At 66.9% G+C, this 17647-nt stretch carries 16 protein-coding genes; 10 read left to right on the forward strand and 6 right to left on the reverse strand.

Translation table 11 applies throughout. The features are described from left to right. Positions 1 to 52: 52 nt before the first annotated feature. Positions 53 to 2272, reverse strand: a complete 2220-nt coding sequence (locus JI745_RS25235; RefSeq protein ID WP_201813275.1) for a type I secretion system permease/ATPase — start codon at positions 2270 to 2272, stop codon at positions 53 to 55. A gap of 16 nt (positions 2273 to 2288) precedes the next feature. Then, complete coding sequence (locus JI745_RS25240) at positions 2289 to 2834, reverse strand: NUDIX hydrolase (protein WP_201813276.1); 546 nt, start codon at positions 2832 to 2834, stop codon at positions 2289 to 2291. A gap of 106 nt (positions 2835 to 2940) precedes the next feature. Here JI745_RS25240 and JI745_RS25245 point away from each other — a divergent pair, with 106 nt between their 5' ends. From JI745_RS25245 to pgeF, 3 genes are read left to right on the forward strand one after another with little or no spacing between them, the layout of a single operon-like run. Then, positions 2941 to 3648 (forward strand): fumarylacetoacetate hydrolase family protein, encoded by a 708-nt coding sequence (locus JI745_RS25245; protein WP_201813277.1) that lies wholly within the window; start codon positions 2941 to 2943, stop codon positions 3646 to 3648. Next, positions 3648 to 4292 (forward strand): maleylacetoacetate isomerase, encoded by a 645-nt coding sequence (maiA, locus tag JI745_RS25250; protein ID WP_201813278.1) that lies wholly within the window; start codon positions 3648 to 3650, stop codon positions 4290 to 4292. The genes JI745_RS25245 and maiA overlap by 1 nt, the downstream gene beginning before the upstream one ends. After that, a complete protein-coding gene (gene pgeF, locus JI745_RS25255) occupies positions 4276 to 5037 on the forward strand; it encodes a peptidoglycan editing factor PgeF (protein ID WP_201813279.1) in 762 nt (253 codons plus the stop codon). Before maiA ends, pgeF begins: the two co-directional genes overlap by 17 nt. Here pgeF and JI745_RS25260 read toward each other — a convergent pair. After that, positions 4969 to 5238, reverse strand: a complete 270-nt coding sequence (locus JI745_RS25260; protein WP_201813280.1) for a hypothetical protein — start codon at positions 5236 to 5238, stop codon at positions 4969 to 4971. The genes pgeF and JI745_RS25260 overlap by 69 nt on opposite strands. Positions 5239 to 5346: 108 nt before the next feature. Between JI745_RS25260 and phaC the strand changes: the two genes are divergently transcribed. The 5 genes from phaC to JI745_RS25285 all read left to right on the forward strand — a co-directional run bounded on the left by phaC (position 5347) and on the right by JI745_RS25285 (position 10812). Beyond that, a complete protein-coding gene (gene phaC, locus JI745_RS25265) occupies positions 5347 to 7068 on the forward strand; it encodes a class I poly(R)-hydroxyalkanoic acid synthase (protein WP_201813281.1) in 1722 nt (573 codons plus the stop codon). Between the two features lie 38 nt (positions 7069 to 7106). Next, entirely contained in the window at positions 7107 to 8285 is a 1179-nt protein-coding gene (locus JI745_RS25270) for an acetyl-CoA C-acetyltransferase (protein WP_201813282.1), read from the forward strand. A 98-nt stretch (positions 8286 to 8383) separates the two neighbouring features. Beyond that, positions 8384 to 9121, forward strand: a complete 738-nt coding sequence (phbB, locus tag JI745_RS25275) for an acetoacetyl-CoA reductase (protein WP_201813283.1) — start codon at positions 8384 to 8386, stop codon at positions 9119 to 9121. A 13-nt stretch (positions 9122 to 9134) separates the two neighbouring features. Further along, complete coding sequence (locus tag JI745_RS25280) at positions 9135 to 9923, forward strand: rhodanese-like domain-containing protein (RefSeq protein ID WP_201813284.1); 789 nt, start codon at positions 9135 to 9137, stop codon at positions 9921 to 9923. Beyond that, a complete protein-coding gene (locus JI745_RS25285) occupies positions 9910 to 10812 on the forward strand; it encodes a pseudouridine synthase (protein ID WP_201813285.1) in 903 nt (300 codons plus the stop codon). Before JI745_RS25280 ends, JI745_RS25285 begins: the two co-directional genes overlap by 14 nt. On the opposite strand, the gene asd is transcribed toward JI745_RS25285, so the two are convergent. Then, entirely contained in the window at positions 10794 to 11648 is an 855-nt protein-coding gene (gene asd / locus JI745_RS25290; protein WP_201813286.1) for an archaetidylserine decarboxylase, read from the reverse strand. The genes JI745_RS25285 and asd overlap by 19 nt on opposite strands. 258 nt (positions 11649 to 11906) lie before the next feature. On the opposite strand from asd, the gene ahpC reads away from it, so the two are divergent. Both ahpC and ahpF read left to right on the forward strand, forming a co-directional pair. Further along, complete coding sequence (ahpC, locus tag JI745_RS25295) at positions 11907 to 12470, forward strand: alkyl hydroperoxide reductase subunit C (RefSeq protein WP_201813287.1); 564 nt, start codon at positions 11907 to 11909, stop codon at positions 12468 to 12470. A gap of 86 nt (positions 12471 to 12556) precedes the next feature. After that, complete coding sequence (ahpF, locus tag JI745_RS25300; RefSeq protein ID WP_201813288.1) at positions 12557 to 14110, forward strand: alkyl hydroperoxide reductase subunit F; 1554 nt, start codon at positions 12557 to 12559, stop codon at positions 14108 to 14110. A gap of 48 nt (positions 14111 to 14158) precedes the next feature. On the opposite strand, the gene JI745_RS25305 is transcribed toward ahpF, so the two are convergent. Then, positions 14159 to 16774, reverse strand: coding sequence for a [protein-PII] uridylyltransferase (locus JI745_RS25305; RefSeq protein WP_201813289.1), 2616 nt, complete (start codon positions 16772 to 16774; stop codon positions 14159 to 14161). A gap of 8 nt (positions 16775 to 16782) precedes the next feature. Further along, the gene (gene map, locus JI745_RS25310) at positions 16783 to 17604 is read right to left on the reverse strand and encodes a type I methionyl aminopeptidase (RefSeq protein ID WP_201813290.1); all 822 of its coding nucleotides are present in this window, start codon (positions 17602 to 17604) and stop codon (positions 16783 to 16785) included. Positions 17605 to 17647 lie beyond the last annotated feature (43 nt).

Genomic DNA, 17647 nt, shown 5'->3' on the forward strand with positions numbered 1-17647 from the left:
GGTGGCGCCACTTGGGGGCAGGAGCGAAGCGACTGGGGGGCTGTCATCCTGCTCATGCGGCTCTCGCGATGCGCCCGCTTTGCAGCGCTTCCATGATGCGGTCGCGCGGCCCGTCGGCCACGATCTTGCCGGCGTCGACCACGATCACACGCGTCACCAGCGCCAGCAGCGAGGTGCGGTGGGTCACCAGCACCACCGTCTTGTTGTGGGCGAAGTGGGTGATGTTCTGCGTGATCTGGGCTTCGGTGGTGAAGTCCATCGCGCTCGTTGGCTCGTCGAGCAGCAGCAGCGGCGCGTTGTGCAGCACCGCGCGGGCGAGGCCCACGCTCTGGCGCTGGCCGCCCGAGAGCGACTCGCCGCGCTCGCCCACCGGCATGTCGAAGCCGCGGGGGTGGCGATTGACGAAGTTGGCCATGCCGGCGAGTTCAGCGGCGGCCACCACGGCCGAGTCGTCGGCGTAGGGCAGGCCGAAGGTGATGTTGTCGCGCAGCGTGCCGTAGAAGAGCATCACGTCCTGCGAGACGTAGCCGAGGTTGCGGCGCACGTCGGCCGGGTCGAGCTGGCGCAGGTCGATGCCGTCGAGCAGCACCGCGCCTTCGGTCGGCTGGTACAGGCCCATGATGAGGCGCTGGATGGTCGACTTGCCCGAGCCCACCTTGCCGATGAGCGCCACGCGCTCGCCGGCGTTGATCTTGAAGCTCAGGCCTTCCAGCGCAGAGTCCTGCCGGTTCGGGTAGGCGAACTTGACGTTGCGGAACTCGATGTCGCCGCGCAACTGCGGGCGCTGGATGAAGTTGCCGCCGATCGGGCGCTCGACCGGCTTTTCCATGATCTTGTCGAGCGACTCCATCGCCGTGCGTGCGCCCTGGTACTGCATCAGGAGGCCCACGATCTGCCCCGCCGGCCCGAGCGCGCGGCCGGCGAGCATGCTCGCGGCGATGAGCGCACCCATCGTCAGCTCGCGCTGGCCGATGAGGTAGACGCCGATGATCACGACGGCCACCGTGACCGCCTGCGACAGCCAGCCCACCAGGTACTGGGCCGACGACGACAGCGCCCGCATGCGCACGTTGATGCGCGAGAGGAACACGTTGGCCCGCTCCCAGCGCGCCTGGATCACGCCTTCGGCACCGAGCGACTTGATGGTCTCGATGCCGGTCAGGCTCTCGATCAGCGTGGCGTTGCGCTGCGCCGAGGCCTGGTAGGTGGTCTGCGAGAGCTCGTGCAGCCGGAACTGCAGCACGTAGCCGAGGATGAGGATGACCGCGAAGGCCACCACCACCGGCACCGCGAGCCATGGCGAGATCCACGCGACCACGATGATGAAGATCAGCGCGAAGGGCAGGTCGATCAGCGTCGTGACGGTGCTGGAGGCGATGAAGTCGCGCACCTGCTCGAAGCCGCGCAGGTTGGACGCGAACGAGCCCACCGATTCGGGCCGCTGCTCCAGGCGCATGCCCAGCACCTTCTCCATGAGCGTGGCGGAGATCTTCACGTCGACCCGGGCGCTGGCCTCGTCGACGAAGTGGCTGCGCAAGAGGCGCATGAAGACGTCGCCACACATGATGAGCACCACGCCGATCGACAGCGCCCAGAGGGTCTCGGTCGCGTTGTTGGGCACCACGCGGTCGTAGACGTTCATGCTGAACATCGGGAAGGCGAGCGCGAAGAGGTTGACCAGCAGCGCGGCCCAGAGCACGTCGCGGTAGACGAAGCGCTGCTCCAGCAGGGCCGACCAGAACCAGTGCTTGACCTTGACGCGGCGCATCTCCGGCGTGCGCGCGTCGAAGCGGAAATGCGGCCGCACGAAGAGCGCCACCCCGGTGTAGCGGGCCTGCAGCTCGGTCCGGGTGAGGTTGATCGAACCCTGGCCGGTCTCGGGCAGCAGCACGCGGGCGGTGGCGCCGTCGGCGTCCCAGCCCATCAGCACGCAGGCCTGGTTGTCCTTCAACACGAGGATGACGGGCAGGGCGGCGGTGTCGATGCGGTCCAGCGCCAGGCGCTGCAGCTTGGCCGACATGCCGGCGCGCGAGGCGGCGCGCTCGGCGAGTTCCAGCGTCAGCACGCCCTTGCCGTTGGGGCCGAGGGGCAGGCCGGCCGAGAGTGAAGCGCGCGACGCCGCTTGGCCATGCAGGCGGCACAGCTCGACCAGGCAGTCGAGCAGCGGGTCGGGGTTGATCAGGTCTTCGCGGAGATGCGTGGTCGCGCCGTGGGCCGCGGCAGGAGGCACGGCGGGTGGGGGTGTGGGGGCTTGACCGGGAGCTTGCGTCATTCGTGGAGGACAGACCCTAGCCGATATCGGCGCAATGTAGTCCGAAATGGCCCGTGCGGCGGTCTTCGAAATAGTGGCGCAGGGTTTCCCTTACTGTGCGGAAGGCGAGTTCCTCCCAGGGCACCTCGTCTTCACTGAAGAGCCGTGCCTCGATGGTCTCGGGGCCGGGGGCGAAGTCGGTGTCGAGCAGGCGGGCGCGGTAGAAGAAATGCACCTGGCCGACCCGCGGCACGTTGAGCAGCGTGAAGAGGCCTTGCAGCTCGACCCGGGCGCCGGCTTCTTCTTCCGTCTCGCGGATGGCGCCTTGCTCGGTGGTCTCGACGAGCTCCATGAAGCCGGCGGGGAGCGTCCAGTAGCCGTGGCGCGGCTCGATGTTGCGGCGGCACAGCAGCACCTTGTCGTCCCAGACGGGCACGGTGCCCACCACGTTGAGCGGGTTTTCGTAGTGGACGGTGTTGCAGGCGGTGCAGGTTGCACGTTCGCGGTTGTCGTCGGCCGGCACCTTGTACTCGACCTTCGATCCGCAGGCCTTGCAGAACTTGTAGCTGCGGGGTTGGAACATGAGAGTCAGTTTAGGGGATGTGGGGATGTGGGAAAGACGCATGTCTTGCGGCCATGCTGCGTGGCATCATGGTTCGCATCCCCTGACTGACTGGAGTTCGCGCGCAATGAGCTTTGTGATCACCGCCCCGAAGTTGCCGTCCGTGCCTGTGGTGGGGGCCGGCCCTTCGGCCGAATTCCCCGTGCACCGCATCTACTGCGTCGGGCGCAACTACGTGGACCACGCCATCGAGATGGGCCACACCGGGCGCGAGCCGCCGTTCTTCTTCCTCAAGCCCGCCGATGCGGTGCTGCCGGTGGCCGAAGGCCAGACCGGCGAGATGCCATACCCGAGCCTCACGCGCGACCTGCACCACGAGGTGGAGCTGGTGGTGGCCATCGGCAAGGGCGGGCGCGACATCTCGGCCGCCAATGCGCTGGAGCATGTGTACGGCTACGCGGTCGGCCTCGACATGACCCGCCGCGACCTGCAAGGCGAAGCCAAGAAGCAGGGCCGGCCGTGGTGCAGCGGCAAGGGCTTCGACAAGTCTGCGCCGATCAGCCACATCCGGCCGGCGGCACAGTGCTACCTGAATGCGGCCACGCGCATCGCGCTCGACGTCAACGGCACCACGCGGCAGAGCAGCGTCATCGGCAAGCTGATCTGGAGCGTGCCCGAGGTGATCGAGCAGCTGTCCAAAGGCTGGGAGCTCGCGCCGGGCGACCTGATCTACACCGGCACGCCCGAGGGCGTGGCGGCGGTGCTGGAAGGCGACACCTTGTCGGCGCGCATCGACGGCGTGGGCTCGCTCAACATCAAGATCGTGAGCGGCTGATGGAGCTCTACAGCTACTTCAGGAGTTCGGCGTCGTTCCGGGTTCGCATTGCGCTCGAACTGAAAGGCCTGCCCTATGACTACGTGCCGGTGCACCTGGTCAAGAACGAGCAGCTGAAGCCGCCTTTCACCGGCGTGTCGCCGTCGAGGCTGGTGCCCATCCTGAAGGACGGCGAGGGGCTGGTGAGCCAGTCGATCGCCATCATCGAATACCTCGACGAAACCCACCCCGAGCCGCCGCTCCTGCCCGCCGACCCGCTCGGCCGCGCACGGGTGCGGGCCCTGGCGCTCGACATCGCCTGCGAGATCCACCCGCTCAACAACCTGCGGGTGCTGCGCCACCTGGTGCACGACCTCAAGGTCAGCGAAGACGACAAGAACCGCTGGTACCGGCATTGGGTGGAGACCGGCCTCGAGACCGTGGAGCGCCAGCTCGCCGGCCACCCGTCGACAGGCCGCTTCTGCCACGGCGACACGCCCACCATGGCCGATGCGCTGCTGGTGCCGCAGATCTTCAACGCCCGGCGCTTCGAATGCCGGCTCGACCACGTGCCCACGGTGCTGAAGGTGTTCGACGCCTGCATGCAGCACCCCGCGTTCGAGAAGGCCCAACCGTCGGCCTGCCCCGATGCCGATGCACCCTGACTGGCTTCAGCCCGAACTTGGCGTGCCCGGGGTGCAGGCGGTGATGACCACGCGCGCCGGCGGCGGGAGCGTGGCGCCGTGGGACAGCATGAACCTCGGCATCGCCGTCAACGACGATCCGGCACAGGTGGCGCGCAACCGTGCGCTGCTGAAAGACGCCATGGGTGCCGACCCGGTCTACCTGAAGCAGGTGCACGGCACGCGCGTCGTGCGGCTGGCGCGGGAGCACCTCGAAGCGCCGATGATGGAGGCCGATGCCTGCATCACCACGACGCCGGGGCTGGCCTGCGTCATCCAGGTGGCCGACTGCCTGCCGGTGCTGATGGCCGCGCCCGGCGGGGTGGGCGCGGCGCATGCCGGCTGGCGCGGTTTGGCCGGCGGCGTGGTCGAGGCGACCGTGCACGCCTTGTGCGAGGCCACTGGCTGCGAGCCCGCGCAGGTCGTGTGCTGGCTCGGGCCTTGCATAGGCCCCGGTGCATTCGAAGTGGGAGCCGATGTTCTCGAAGGTTTTGGAGTTCAGTCCACGGGCGAAGACCCGACACGTTTCAAGCCCTTGCGCCCCGGCAAGTGGCTGGCCAACCTGCCGCAGCTCGCGCGCGATCGGCTCCGTGCCGTGGGCGTCACGCAGGTGTCTGGCGGCGAGTGGTGCACGGTCGAGGACCAAGTGGACGGGCGTTCACGATTCTTCTCGTTTCGGCGCGACCGCGTCACTGGCCGGATGGCTGCCGCCATCTGGCGCCGCTGACCCGGGCTCTGCCGCTTCAGCCGCCTTTCGAGCCCGCAGCCGCGCCGGTGCCCCCATCACGTACAGCACGATGGACAGTGGCAGAACTCCGTACAGCAGCAGCGTGACCAGGGCCCCCAGCACACTGCCGACCGGGCTCATGGCTTCCGCCGCCGACATGCACAGCACCACAAACATCCAGCCGATGGCGACGAGATACATTTCGCTCCCGCTTTCGAGTCAACTCATGCGTCGGGTCATGACAAAGACACCATGACCGGCGCACACTTTACGTTCGCCACGCATCCGCACCTGAGAGCAAGGAGACACATGAAGACCACGACCCGAGCCGCCGCCAAGCCGGCAGCCGCTGCTGCCACCGAGACCGCGAGCGAAGCCGCCCAGGCCTTCGGCGCCACCGTGGGCGAGATGGTCAAGTCGATGTCGTCCCTGAGCGTGCCGATTCCCGTGCTGAGCCAGCTGCAGAGCGACTACGTGCAGTCGGCCACCGACCTGTGGAACAAGTGGGTCGAAGCACCCAACGGCGCCACCATCGCCCCCCAGGGCGACAAGCGGTTCGCAGATCCGTCGTGGGCACAGAACCCGATGGCTGCCTTCACCGCCCAGATGTACCTGCTGAATGCCCGCACGCTGGCCAAGCTGGCCGACAACGTTCAGGGCGACAGCAAGACCCGCCAGCGCCTGCGCTTCGCGGTGCAGCAGTGGATCGCGGCCTCGTCACCGAGCAACTACCTCGCCCTCAACCCCGAGGCCGTGTCGCGCGCCCTGCAGACCAAGGGCGAGAGCATTGCCCAGGGCATGCAGCAGCTGTGGGGCGACGTGCAGCAGGGGCACATGTCGCAGACCGACGAGAAGCTCTTCGAGGTGGGCCGCAATGTGGCGGTGACGCCGGGCGACGTGGTCTTCGAGAACGATCTCTTCCAGCTCATCGAGTACAAGCCGACGACCAAGACGGTCCACGAGCGGCCGCTGCTGATGGTGCCGCCGTGCATCAACAAGTACTACATCCTCGACCTGCAGCCCGAGAACTCTCTGATCCGCCACACGGTGGCACAAGGGCATCGCGTCTTCGTGATGAGCTGGCGCAACCCCGACGAGAGCATCGCCAAGAAGACCTGGGACGACTACATCGAGGAAGGCCCGCTCACCGCCATCAAGGTGGTGCAGGAGATCTCGGGCGCCAAGACCATCAACACGCTGGGCTTCTGCGTGGGCGGCACGCTGCTGGGCACGTCGCTCGCGCTGCTGGCCGCACGTGGCCAGAAGCCGGCGCAGAGCGTGACGCTGCTCACCACCTTCCTCGACTTCAGCGACACCGGCGTGCTTGACCTCTTCGTCGACGAAGCCATGGTGCAGGTGCGCGAGATGACGCTCGGGCCCAGCAGCCCCGGCGGTGGCACGCTGCTCAAGGGCCAGGAGCTGGCCTCGACCTTCAGCGCGCTGCGCCCCAACGACCTGGTGTGGAACTACGTCGTCGGCAACTACCTCAAGGGCGAGACACCGCCGCCCTTCGACCTGCTCTACTGGAACAGCGACAGCACCAACCTGCCGGGCCCGATGTACTGCTGGTACCTGCGCAACACCTACCTCGAGAACAACCTCGTCAAGCCCGGCAAGGTGACGGTGTGCGGCACGCCGATCGACCTCGGCAAGATCGATGCGCCGGTCTACGTCTACGGCTCGAAGGAAGACCACATCGTCCCGTGGGACGGCGCCTACCGCAACACGCAGGTCCTCAAGAACGCGAAGTGCCGCTTCGTGCTCGGCGCCTCCGGCCACATCGCCGGCGTGATCAACCCGCCTGAAAAGAAGAAGCGCAGCTACTGGACGGGTGCCACCGCTGCGCTGCCGCCATCCGAGAATGAGTGGCTCGAAAAAGCCAAGGAGCACCCCGGCAGCTGGTGGCCCGACTGGGACGCCTGGCTCAAGAGCCACGCCGGCAAGCAGGTCGCTGCCCCCAAGACCCCGGGCAATCGCCAGTACAAGCCCATCGAACCCGCCCCTGGGCGCTACGTCAAGCAGAAGGCTTGATTTCTCTCATCACACGCACCGCCAACTGGAGAACCACCATGAGTGACATCGTCATCGTCGCAGCCGCCCGTACCGCCGTGGGCAAATTCGGTGGAAGCCTGGCCAAGGTGCCGGCCCCCGATCTCGGCGCTGCCGTGATCGCCGACCTGCTCAAGCGCGCCAAGCTCACCGGTGACCAGATCAGCGAGGTCGTGCTCGGCCAGGTGCTCACCGCGGGCTCGGGCCAGAACGCCGCCCGCCAGGCCGTCATCAAGAGCGGCCTGCCGCAGGCCGTGCCGGCGCTGACCATCAACGCCGTGTGCGGCTCGGGCCTGAAGGCCGTGATGCTGGCCGCGCAGTCCATCCGCGATGGCGACACCGAGATCGTGATCGCCGGTGGCCAGGAGAACATGAGCCTCGCCCCGCACGTGCTGCCCAACTCGCGCGACGGCCAGCGCATGGGCGACTGGAAGCTCGTCGATTCGATGATCGTCGACGGCCTCTTCGACGTGTACAACCAGTACCACATGGGCATCACCGCCGAGAACGTGGCCAAGAAGTACGGCATCAGCCGCGAAGCGCAGGACGCACTGGCCTTGGCTTCGCAGCAGAAGGCCGCCGCCGCGCAGGACGCCGGCAAGTTCAAGGACGAGATCGTGCCCTTCAGCATCCCGCAGAAGAAGGGCGATCCGATCGTCTTCGCGGCCGACGAGTTCATCAACCGCAAGACCAACGCCGAAGCGCTCTCGGGCCTGAAGCCCGCCTTCGACAAGGCCGGTGGCGTGACCGCCGGCAACGCCTCGGGCATCAACGACGGCGCGGCCGGCGTGGTGGTGATGAGCGCCAAGAAGGCCGACCAGCTCGGCCTCACGCCGCTTGCCCGCATCAAGAGCTACGCCACCACCGCCCTCGACCCGGCCTACATGGGCATGGGCCCGGTGCCGGCTTCGCAAAAGGCCCTGCAGCGCGCAGGGTGGAAGGCGGCCGACCTCGACCTGCTCGAGATCAACGAAGCCTTTGCGGCACAAGCGTGCGCGGTCAACAACGAGATGGGCTGGGACACCAGCAAGGTGAACGTGAACGGTGGTGCGATCGCCATCGGGCACCCCATCGGTGCGTCGGGCTGCCGCATCCTGGTGACCCTGCTGCACGAAATGCAGAAGCGCAATGCCAAGAAGGGCATCGCCAGCCTGTGCATCGGCGGTGGCATGGGCGTTGCACTGACGGTGGAGCGCTGATCGACACGCGCACCGCGCTGGATTGGTGGGAACCCGGTTGACCCACGGCCGGTGCGGCGCGCAACCTAGAGATTCATCACACAGCAGGAGAAGAACAAATGGCGAAGAAGATTGCGTACGTCACCGGGGGCATGGGTGGCATCGGAACCACGATGTGCCAGCGCTTGTACAAGGACGGTTTCACCGTGGTGGCCGGCTGCGGCCCGAGCCGTGACTTCAAGAAGTGGCTCGACGAGCAGAAGGCACTCGGCTTCGAGTTCCACGCCTCGGTGGGCAACGTGGGCGACTGGGATTCGACCGTTGCCGCCTTCCAGAAGACCAAGGCCGAGGTCGGCCCGATCGACGTGCTGGTCAACAACGCCGGCATCACGCGCGACGGCATGTTCCGCAAGATGAGCCGCGCCGATTGGGACGCGGTCATCGAGACCAACCTCACCAGCCTGTTCAACGTGACCAAGCAGGTCATCGACGACATGCTGGAAAAGGGCTGGGGTCGCATCATCAACATCTCGTCGGTCAACGGCGAGAAGGGCCAGTTCGGCCAGACCAACTACTCCGCCGCCAAGGCCGGCATGCACGGCTTCACCATGGCGCTGGCGCAGGAAGTGGCCAACAAGGGCGTGACGGTCAACACCGTGAGCCCGGGCTACATCGCCACCGACATGGTCAAGGCGATCCGCCAGGACGTGCTCGACAAGATCGTCGCCGGCATCCCGGTCAAGCGCCTGGGCACGCCGGAGGACATCGCGTCGATCGTGGCGTGGGTGGCGTCGGATGAGTCGGGTTTTGCGACCGGGGCCGACTTCTCGGTCAACGGCGGTCTCCACATGGGTTGAGGACAATGGGCGGATGCCCACGGTCCACTCCTCGTTCTACAAGTTCTTTGCGCTCGACGACCCGGCTGCCATCGCAGCTGGGCTGCGCGAGCTTGCGGGGCCGCTGCTGGGCAGCGTGCTCGTGGCGCGCGAAGGCCTCAACGGCGTGCTCGCCGGGGCTGAAGAGGCGCTCGACGCTTTCGAGCGTGAGCTCACCCGCGACCCGCGCTTCACCGGCATGGGCTTCAAACGCAGCGCCTGCCGCACACCGCCGTTTGCGCGGCTCGCCATCCATGTGAAGCCCGAGGTGGTGGCGGTGGGCGTGCCCTATGCGCCGGCGCAGGGCACGCAGCGCTCGCCGCAGGAGTGGCGCAAGCTGATCGCACGCGACGACGTGGTGGTGCTCGACAACCGCAACAGCTTCGAATATCGCCTCGGGCGCTTCGCGGGTGCGGTCGACCCAGGCGTCACGAACTTCCGCGATTTCCCGCGCTACGTGACCGAGCATGCGGCCGAGTGGAAGGCCGAAGGCAAGCAGGTCGCGATGTACTGCACCGGTGGCATCCGCTGCGAAAAGACCGCTGCGTGGATGCAAGGCCTTGGGCTGACCGTGCACGAACTCGAAGGCGGCATCCTCAACTACTTCCAGGCCATGCCCGATGCCGAGCGCGACTGGCAAGGCGAGTGCTTCGTGTTCGACAACCGCATCGCGCTCGACACCCATCTGCAGCAGACCGACACCACCGCCGAGCAGGTCTACGCCGGCGAGCCCGATGGCGAATGGCGGCTAGCTCGGGCGAAACGGCTGCATGAAGCCATCTGATCTGCCGCTGCCGGTACGCGATGGGGTGGGGCCCAGCTGCGTGGCCTTGCCCGAAGGGCCGTGGCCCACGGTCGCGGCCTTCCTGATCGAGCGCTTCTCGCGCATCGATGAAGCCGCATGGCGAAACCGCATCAGCGCGGGCGAAGTGGTCGATGCGCGAGGCCGCGTGGTGCGGCACGACACGCCGTTCGAGGCGCAGCTCAAGGTCTACTACTACCGCAGCCCGCCGGTCGAGCGGCCGTTCCCGATGCAGGAGACGGTGCTCCATCAAGACGACTGGATCGTGGTCGCCGACAAGCCGCACTTCATGCCGGTCACACCCTCGGGCCGGCACCTGCACGAGACCCTGCTGGTGCGGCTGAAGCGCCGTCTCCGCATCGACACGCTCGCGCCGGTGCACCGCATCGACCGCGACACGGCGGGGCTGGTGCTCTTCAGCGTGCAACCGCAGACGCGCGGTGCCTACCAGTCGGTGTTCCGCGAGCGCAGCGCGCGCAAGGTCTACGAAGCGATTGCGCCGGTGCGGGCCGGTCTCGAATGGCCGATGACCCTGCGCAACCGGCTGGTCGACGGCGACAACTTCATGACCATGCGCGAGGAACCGGGCGAGCCCAACAGCGAGACACGCATCGAGCTGCTGGAATCGAAAGACGGGCTGGGCCGCTATCGCCTGCAGCCGCTGAGCGGCAGGCGGCATCAACTGCGCGTGCACATGGCGGGCCTCGGGCTGCCCTTGCTCAACGACGGGATCTATCCGGTGCTGATGCCCGAGCTCGAGGTGCCCGACTTCGACAAGCCGCTCCAGCTCGTCGCACGCGAACTCGCGTTCACCGACCCGGTGACCGGCGCTTCGCGAGCCTTTGAAAGCGCCTACCGCGTGGCGCTGTAGTTCGCCATCACCTCGCCGAGGCGGATCGCGCCGCCCGGCTGCCAGGCGCTGTTGAAGGACAGGTCGCCCCTCGGAAACAGCATCACGACCGTGGAGCCGAGCAGGAAGCGCCCCATCTCGTCGCCCTGCTTGATGAACACCGGCTTGTCGTCATAGCGCCACTCGCGCACCTTGGTGACCCGCGGCGGGTTCACGACGCCGTGCCACACGGTCGCCATGCTGCCGACGATGGTGGCGCCGACCAGCACCAGCACGAACGGGCCGCGCGGGCCTTCGAACACGCAGACCACCCGCTCGTTGCGTGCAAAGAGCCCCGGCACGCCGCGCGCCGTGGTGGGGTTGACCGAGAACAGATCCCCCGGCACGTGGATCATCCGCGTGAGCTTGCCGTCGCAGGGCATGTGGATGCGGTGGTAGTCGCGCGGGCTGAGGTACAGCGTGGCGAAGTGGCCGTGGTCGAACTGCGTCGCCAGGCCCGCGTCACCGCCCACGAGCGCTGTGGTGGTGTAGCGATGGCCCTTGGCCTGGAAGATCAGGTCGCGCTCGATCGGGCCGAACTGGCTGATCGCGCCATCCACGGGACAGATCAAGTCGGCCTGTGCGATCGGCCGCGCCCCCGGCTTGAGCGCACGGGTGAAGAACTCGTTGAAGCTCGGGTAGCTGGCGATGTCGGGGTTGGCCGCTTCGCTCATGTCGACCTTGTACCGGCGCACGAACCAGGCCACGAAGTTGGTCGTCAGCTTGCCGGCCCGTGCCGAGGCGCCTTTGCCGGCCAGAGAGGTCAGCGGGCCCTTGGGCAACAGGTACTGGGGCAGAACGGCGAATCGGTCGGACACGGCAATCCCTCGGCGGCTGTTGTCAAAGCGGGAGGCGGATTCTAGGCAGAGGCATCGCGCGTGCCGGGCGTTCGACTTGCTGCACTTTGGGATGCGCGGGTTGAGCGAATATAGGCATGAACAATCAGGTGTCTTGAATTAATCAATTGGCTCAATGGTGCAGCGCACCGTAACATCACCCCCGGTTCGTCGCCCGTAAGCCGTCGCCATCGGGTCGTCTGAAGCCTTTTTCACCCATCTCTCATCAGGAGGCGATAAATGTCCATCATCAACACGCAAGTTCCCGCATTCAAGACCCAGGCTTTCCTCAACGGCAAGTTCATCGACGTCAGCGACGAAACGCTGAAGGGCAAGTGGTCCGTGCTGATCTTCATGCCGGCCGCCTTCACCTTCAACTGCCCGACCGAAGTGGAAGATGCTGCCGACAACTACGCCGAGTTCCAGAAGCTCGGCGCCGAGGTCTACATCGTTACCACCGACACGCACTTCTCGCACAAGGTGTGGCACGAGACCTCGCCGGCCGTCGGCAAGGCCAAGTTCCCGCTGGTGGGCGACCCCACTCACACGCTGACCAACGCTTTTGGCGTGCACATCCCCGAAGAGGGCCTGGCCCTGCGCGGCACCTTCGTGATCAACCCCGAGGGCGTGATCAAGACCGCCGAGATCCACTCGAACGAGATCGCCCGTGACGTCAAGGAAACGCTGCGCAAGCTGAAGGCGGCCCAGTACACAGCCAAGAACCCGGGCCAGGTCTGCCCGGCCAAGTGGAACGAAGGCGCCAAGACGATCACCCCGTCGCTCGACCTGGTCGGCAAGATCTAAGCGCTTCTTTTTCCGCAGTACCTTGCAGTACCGAGCCCACCTTCACGGGTGGGCTCACCCCGAATCCAGAAGTTCAGGAGTACCTCATGTTGGACGCCAACCTCACAGCCCAGTTGAAGGCCTACCTCGAGCGGGTCCGCGAGCCGTTCGAGATGGTGGCCTCGCTGGACGATTCTCAGAATGCGCGCGACATGCGCGAGCTGCTCGAAGAGATCACGCAGCTCTCGCCGCAGATCACGCTGCGCACCGACGGGCAGGACGCTCGCCGCCCCTCGTTTGCGCTGAACCGCGTCGGCGCGAACATCAACCTGCGCTTCGCCGCGATCCCGCTCGGCCACGAGTTCACCTCGCTCGTGCTGGCCCTGCTGTGGACGGGCGGCCATCCGCCCAAGGCCGAGCAGGACGTGATCGAGCAGATCAAGGCACTCGACGGTGACTACACCTTCGAGGTCTACATGTCGCTGACCTGCCACAACTGCCCGGACGTGGTCCAGGCGCTGAGCCTGATGGCCGTGCTCAACCCGAAGGTGAAGGTCACCATCGTCGACGGCGGCCTCTTCCAGGCCGAAGTGGAAGAGCGCCAGATCATGGCCGTGCCGGCCGTGTTCCTGAACGGCGAGATGTTCGCCTCCGGCCGCATGACGGTCGAGGAGATCGTGGCCAAGCTCGACACGAAGTCGGGTGAGCGCGAGGCCGCCAAGCTCGATGCACGCGAGCCCTACGACGTGCTCGTGGTCGGCGGTGGCCCGGCCGGCGCCGCAGCAGCCGTGTACGCGGCGCGCAAGGGCATCCGCACCGGCGTGGCGGCCGAACGCTTCGGCGGCCAGGTGAACGACACACTGGCGATCGAGAACTACATCTCGGTGCTCGAGACCGACGGCCCGAAGTTCGCCATGTCGCTGGAGCAGCACGTGAAGGCGTACGACGTCGACGTGATCAACCTGCAGCGCGCCGAGAAGCTGATCCCGGCGGCCCAGCCGGGCGGCCTGGTCGAAGTGCAGTTCGCGAGCGGCGGCTCTTTGAAGAGCAAGACGGTGATCATTTCCACCGGCGCCCGCTGGCGCAACGTCAACGTGCCCGGCGAGCAGGAGTACAAGAACAAGGGCGTGGCCTATTGCCCGCACTGCGATGGCCCGCTGTTCAAGGGCAAGCGCGTGTCGGTGATCGGCGGCGGAAACTCGGGCGTCGAGGCCGCGATCGACCTCGCGGGCGTGGTGTCACACGTGACGCTGTTCGAGTTCGCCGACAAGCTTCGCGCCGATGCCGTGCTCGTGAAGAAGCTCGAGAGCCTGCCCAACGTGGTGATCCACACCAACGCGCAGACGACCGAGATCACCGGCGACGGCCAGAAGGTCAACGGACTGACCTACACCGACCGCGCGACCGGCGAGTCGAAGCACGTCGAGCTCGAAGGTGTGTTCGTGCAGATCGGCCTGGTGCCCAACACCGAGTGGCTGAAGGGCACGGTGGAGCTGAGCCGCTTCGGCGAGATCGTGGTCGATGCCAAGGGCGCGACCTCGGTGCCGGGCGTGTTCGCCGCCGGTGACGTGACGACCGTGCCGTTCAAGCAGATCATCATCGCCGCCGGGGATGGTGCGAAGGCAGCGCTTGGTGCCTTCGACCACCTGATGCGCAGCTGATGTCCCTGCTCCCGATGAAAAGCGGCGCCTCGTGCGCCGCTTTTTCCTTCAGGGGGTGATCGCGTCCAGCAGCTCGGTCTCGACCTGGATCTGCAGCTTGTTCTGCTGCAGCGCCGAGCCGTCGATCAGGAAGGTGTCTTCCACCCGCTCGCCCAGCGTCGTGATCTTGGCAAGCTGCAGGTTGATCTTGTGCTCCGCCAGCACGCGGGCAATGGAGTAGAGCAGGCCGGAGCGGTCGCTCGTCGAGACGCTCAGCAGCCAGCGCTGGGCGCGCTCGTCGGGGCGCAGCGTGACACGCGGCGTGATGGGGAAGGACTTCACACGACGTGACAAGCGGCCACGCGACGGCTCGGGCAGCGGGCCCTCGGCCTTCAGAGCCTGCGTCGCCTGCGTCTCCACCAGCGAGATCAGGTCGCGGTAGTGGTGGTCGAGCGTCGGGCTGATCACCTGGAAGGTGTCGAGCGCGTAGCCGGCCTTCGTCGTGTGGATCTTCGCGTCCAGGATGTTGAAGCCGGCGCTGTCGAAGTAGCCGCAGATGCGGGCGAAGAGGTCAGGGCGATCCGGTGCGTAGACCAGCACCTGCAGGCCTTCGCCCAGCGACGACAGGCGGGCCCGCACCACAGGCTCTTTCGAGTCGACGTGGCGGAACAGCGAGCGGGCGTGCCAGGCGATGTCGCCGGCGTCGTGACGCACGAAGTAGCTCAGCTCCAGCGTCTGCCACAGCGGGCCCTCGGTGCCGGGCAGCAGCGAATAGAGGTTGAGCGTGTGCCGCGCTTCCTGCTTGCGCGACTCGATCTCGGCGTCGACGTTGGGCCGGGAACCGCCCAGCGCGCGCAGCGTGAGCCGGTACAGGTCTTCCAGCAGCTTGCCCTTCCAGGCGTTCCACACCTTGGGGCTGGTGCCGCGGATGTCGGCCACCGTCAGCAGGTAGAGCGCGGTCAGGCGGCGCTCGGTGCCCACGAGCTTGGCGAAGCCTTCGATCACCTCCGGGTCGCTCAGGTCCTCTTTCTGCGCGATGCGCGACATGGTGAGGTGGCCCTTGACCAGGAACTCGCAGAGCTGCGTGTCGTCGCGCGTGAGGCCGTGGTCGCGGCAGAAGCGGCGCACCTCGGTGGCACCGAGGTCCGAGTGGTCACCGCCGCGACCCTTGGCCACGTCGTGGAAGAGGGCGGCGATGTAGAGCACCCACGGCCGATCGAAGGTCGACGCGAGCTGCGAGCAGAACGGGTACTCGTGCGCGTGGTCGGCGATGAAGAAGCGGCGCACGTTGCGCAGCACCATCAGGATGTGCTGGTCCACGGTGTAGACGTGGAAGAGGTCGTGCTGCATCTGCCCGACGATGCGGCGGAACACCCAGAGGTAGCGCCCGAGCACCGAGGTCTGGTTCATCAACCGGAAGGCATGCGTCTGGCCTTCGGGCTGCTGCAGGATCTCCATGAAGGTGTGCCGGTTCACCGGGTCGCGGCGGAAGTCGCCGTCCATCACCTCGCGGGCGTTGTAGAGGGCGCGCAGCGTGCGTGCCGAGAGGCCCTCGATGCCGTGCGTCTGCTGGAAGACGAGGAAGGTCTCGAGGATGGCGTGCGGGTTGCGCTCGTAGAGGTCGTCGCTCGCCACTTCGAGAAGGCCGCCGCGGTCGAGGAAACGCTCGTTGATCGGTTGCATCGGCGCGTCTTGCACGCCGTGGATGCGCTCCTCGATGTTGAGGACGAGGATCTGGTTCAGCTGGGCCACCGCCTTCGCCGCCCAGTAGTAGCGGCGCATCAGCACTTCGCTCACTCGCTGGCCCTTGGGCGCGGTGTAGCCGAAGCTCTCGGCCACGGCGGTCTGCAGGTCGAACACCAACCGGTCTTCGCGCCGGCCCGCGACCATGTGCAGCCGCGCGCGGATCAAGCGCAGCACGCCTTCGTTGCGCTGCAACTGCTTCACTTCGAACGGCGTGATGAGTCCCTTGCCAGCCAGCTCCGTCCAGCTGCGGCCGAGGCCTGCGGCACGCGCCACCCAGATCAGCACCTGCAGGTCGCGCAGGCCACCGGGGCTTTCCTTGCAGTTGGGCTCCAGCGAGTAGGGCGTGTCCTCGTACTTCTGGTGGCGCTGGCGCATCTCGAGCGTCTTGGCGCGGAAGAAGGCCTTCGGGTCCATCGCGGCGTCGTAGGCGCGGCGGAAGGTTGTGTAGAGCTTCTTCGCGCCGCACAGCGGGCGCGATTCGAGCAACGCCGTCTGCACGGTGACGTCGTTTTCGCTCTCGGCCATGCACTCGCCGACGGTGCGCACGCTGGAGCCGATCTCGAGGCCGATGTCCCAGCAGGCGGTGATGAAACCTTCGATTGACGACTTGAGCGCGTCGTTGGCGCCGATGGTGGAATGCTCGGGCGGCAGCAGCACCAGCACGTCGACATCGGAGTGCGGGTAGAGCTCGCCACGGCCGTAGCCGCCGACCGCCACGAGCGCCGCTCCCGGCGGCATCATGGCGTGCTCCCACAGCTCGGTGAGCGTCTCGTCCACGTGTCGCGCCAGCGCTCGCACCAGGCGACCGGCCTCGGTGGCCGAGGCACGCGACTGGCGGAAGTTGTTCAGCAGCGCCGCCTTGCCTTCGCGGAAGCGGGCGCGCTGCTCGCTGATGCTGCGCCCGACGGGCGCGCTCGGTGCTTCGGCCACGACCGACATGGCCGTGCTCAGACGCTGGCGGCGACGGGTGGTGTGACGAAGGCCGGCGGCGGCGGGCTGCCGGCCGACAGCGTCAGCACTTCATAGCCCGTCTCGGTGACCAGCACCGTGTGCTCCCACTGCGCCGAGAGCGAGCGGTCGCGGGTGACGATGGTCCAGCCGTCGCCGGTCTCGCGGATCTCGCGCTTGCCGGCGTTGATCATCGGCTCGATGGTGAACACCATGCCCGGCACCAGCTCCTCGAGCGTGCCGGGGCGGCCGTAGTGCAGCACCTGCGGCTCCTCGTGGAATTTCTGGCCGATGCCGTGGCCGCAGAACTCGCGCACGATGGAGAAACCGGCGTTCTCCGCAAAGGTCTGGATCGCATGGCCGATGTCGCCCAGGCGTGCGCCGGGCTTGACCTTCACGATGCCTTTCCACATGGCGTCATAGGTGAAGTTGCACAGGCGCTTGGCGGCGATGGAGCCTTCGCCCACCACGAACATGCGGCTGGTGTCGCCGTGCCAGCCGTCCTTGATCACGGTGACGTCGATGTTGACGATGTCGCCGTTCTTCAGCGGGCGGTCGTTCGGGATGCCGTGGCAGACCTGGTGGTTGACCGAGGTGCAGATCGACTTGGGGTAGGGCGTGTAGCCGGGCGGCTGGTAGTGCAGCGGCGCGGGAATGGCGTTCTGGACGTTGACGATGTGGTCGTGCGCCAGCTTGTCGAGGTGTTCGGTGGTGACGCCGGGTTTGACGTGCGGCGTGAGCATGTCCAGCACTTCGGACGCGAGGCGGCCAGCGATGCGCATCTTGGCGGCATCGTCGGCGGTCTTGATGGTGATCGTCATAGGGCCGAGATTGTGCCACCCGGCCCCGTAAAATGCCGGGTTT

Origin of the sequence: Piscinibacter sp. HJYY11 (assembly GCF_016735515.1) — a bacterium.
Taxonomy (GTDB): Bacteria; Pseudomonadota; Gammaproteobacteria; order Burkholderiales; family Burkholderiaceae_C; genus Rhizobacter.

Coding starts and splice junctions, on each gene's coding strand:
- JI745_RS25235 (WP_201813275.1), bottom strand. CDS start 2,272: ATGACGCAAGCTCCCGGTCAAGCCCCCACACCCCCACCCGCCGTGCCT.
- JI745_RS25240 (WP_201813276.1), bottom strand. CDS start 2,834: ATGTTCCAACCCCGCAGCTACAAGTTCTGCAAGGCCTGCGGATCGAAG.
- JI745_RS25245 (WP_201813277.1), top strand. CDS start 2,941: ATGAGCTTTGTGATCACCGCCCCGAAGTTGCCGTCCGTGCCTGTGGTG.
- maiA (WP_201813278.1), top strand. CDS start 3,648: ATGGAGCTCTACAGCTACTTCAGGAGTTCGGCGTCGTTCCGGGTTCGC.
- pgeF (WP_201813279.1), top strand. CDS start 4,276: ATGCCGATGCACCCTGACTGGCTTCAGCCCGAACTTGGCGTGCCCGGG.
- JI745_RS25260 (WP_201813280.1), bottom strand. CDS start 5,238: ATGTATCTCGTCGCCATCGGCTGGATGTTTGTGGTGCTGTGCATGTCG.
- phaC (WP_201813281.1), top strand. CDS start 5,347: ATGAAGACCACGACCCGAGCCGCCGCCAAGCCGGCAGCCGCTGCTGCC.
- JI745_RS25270 (WP_201813282.1), top strand. CDS start 7,107: ATGAGTGACATCGTCATCGTCGCAGCCGCCCGTACCGCCGTGGGCAAA.
- phbB (WP_201813283.1), top strand. CDS start 8,384: ATGGCGAAGAAGATTGCGTACGTCACCGGGGGCATGGGTGGCATCGGA.
- JI745_RS25280 (WP_201813284.1), top strand. CDS start 9,135: ATGCCCACGGTCCACTCCTCGTTCTACAAGTTCTTTGCGCTCGACGAC.
- JI745_RS25285 (WP_201813285.1), top strand. CDS start 9,910: ATGAAGCCATCTGATCTGCCGCTGCCGGTACGCGATGGGGTGGGGCCC.
- ahpC (WP_201813287.1), top strand. CDS start 11,907: ATGTCCATCATCAACACGCAAGTTCCCGCATTCAAGACCCAGGCTTTC.
- ahpF (WP_201813288.1), top strand. CDS start 12,557: ATGTTGGACGCCAACCTCACAGCCCAGTTGAAGGCCTACCTCGAGCGG.
- JI745_RS25305 (WP_201813289.1), bottom strand. CDS start 16,774: ATGTCGGTCGTGGCCGAAGCACCGAGCGCGCCCGTCGGGCGCAGCATC.
- map (WP_201813290.1), bottom strand. CDS start 17,604: ATGACGATCACCATCAAGACCGCCGACGATGCCGCCAAGATGCGCATC.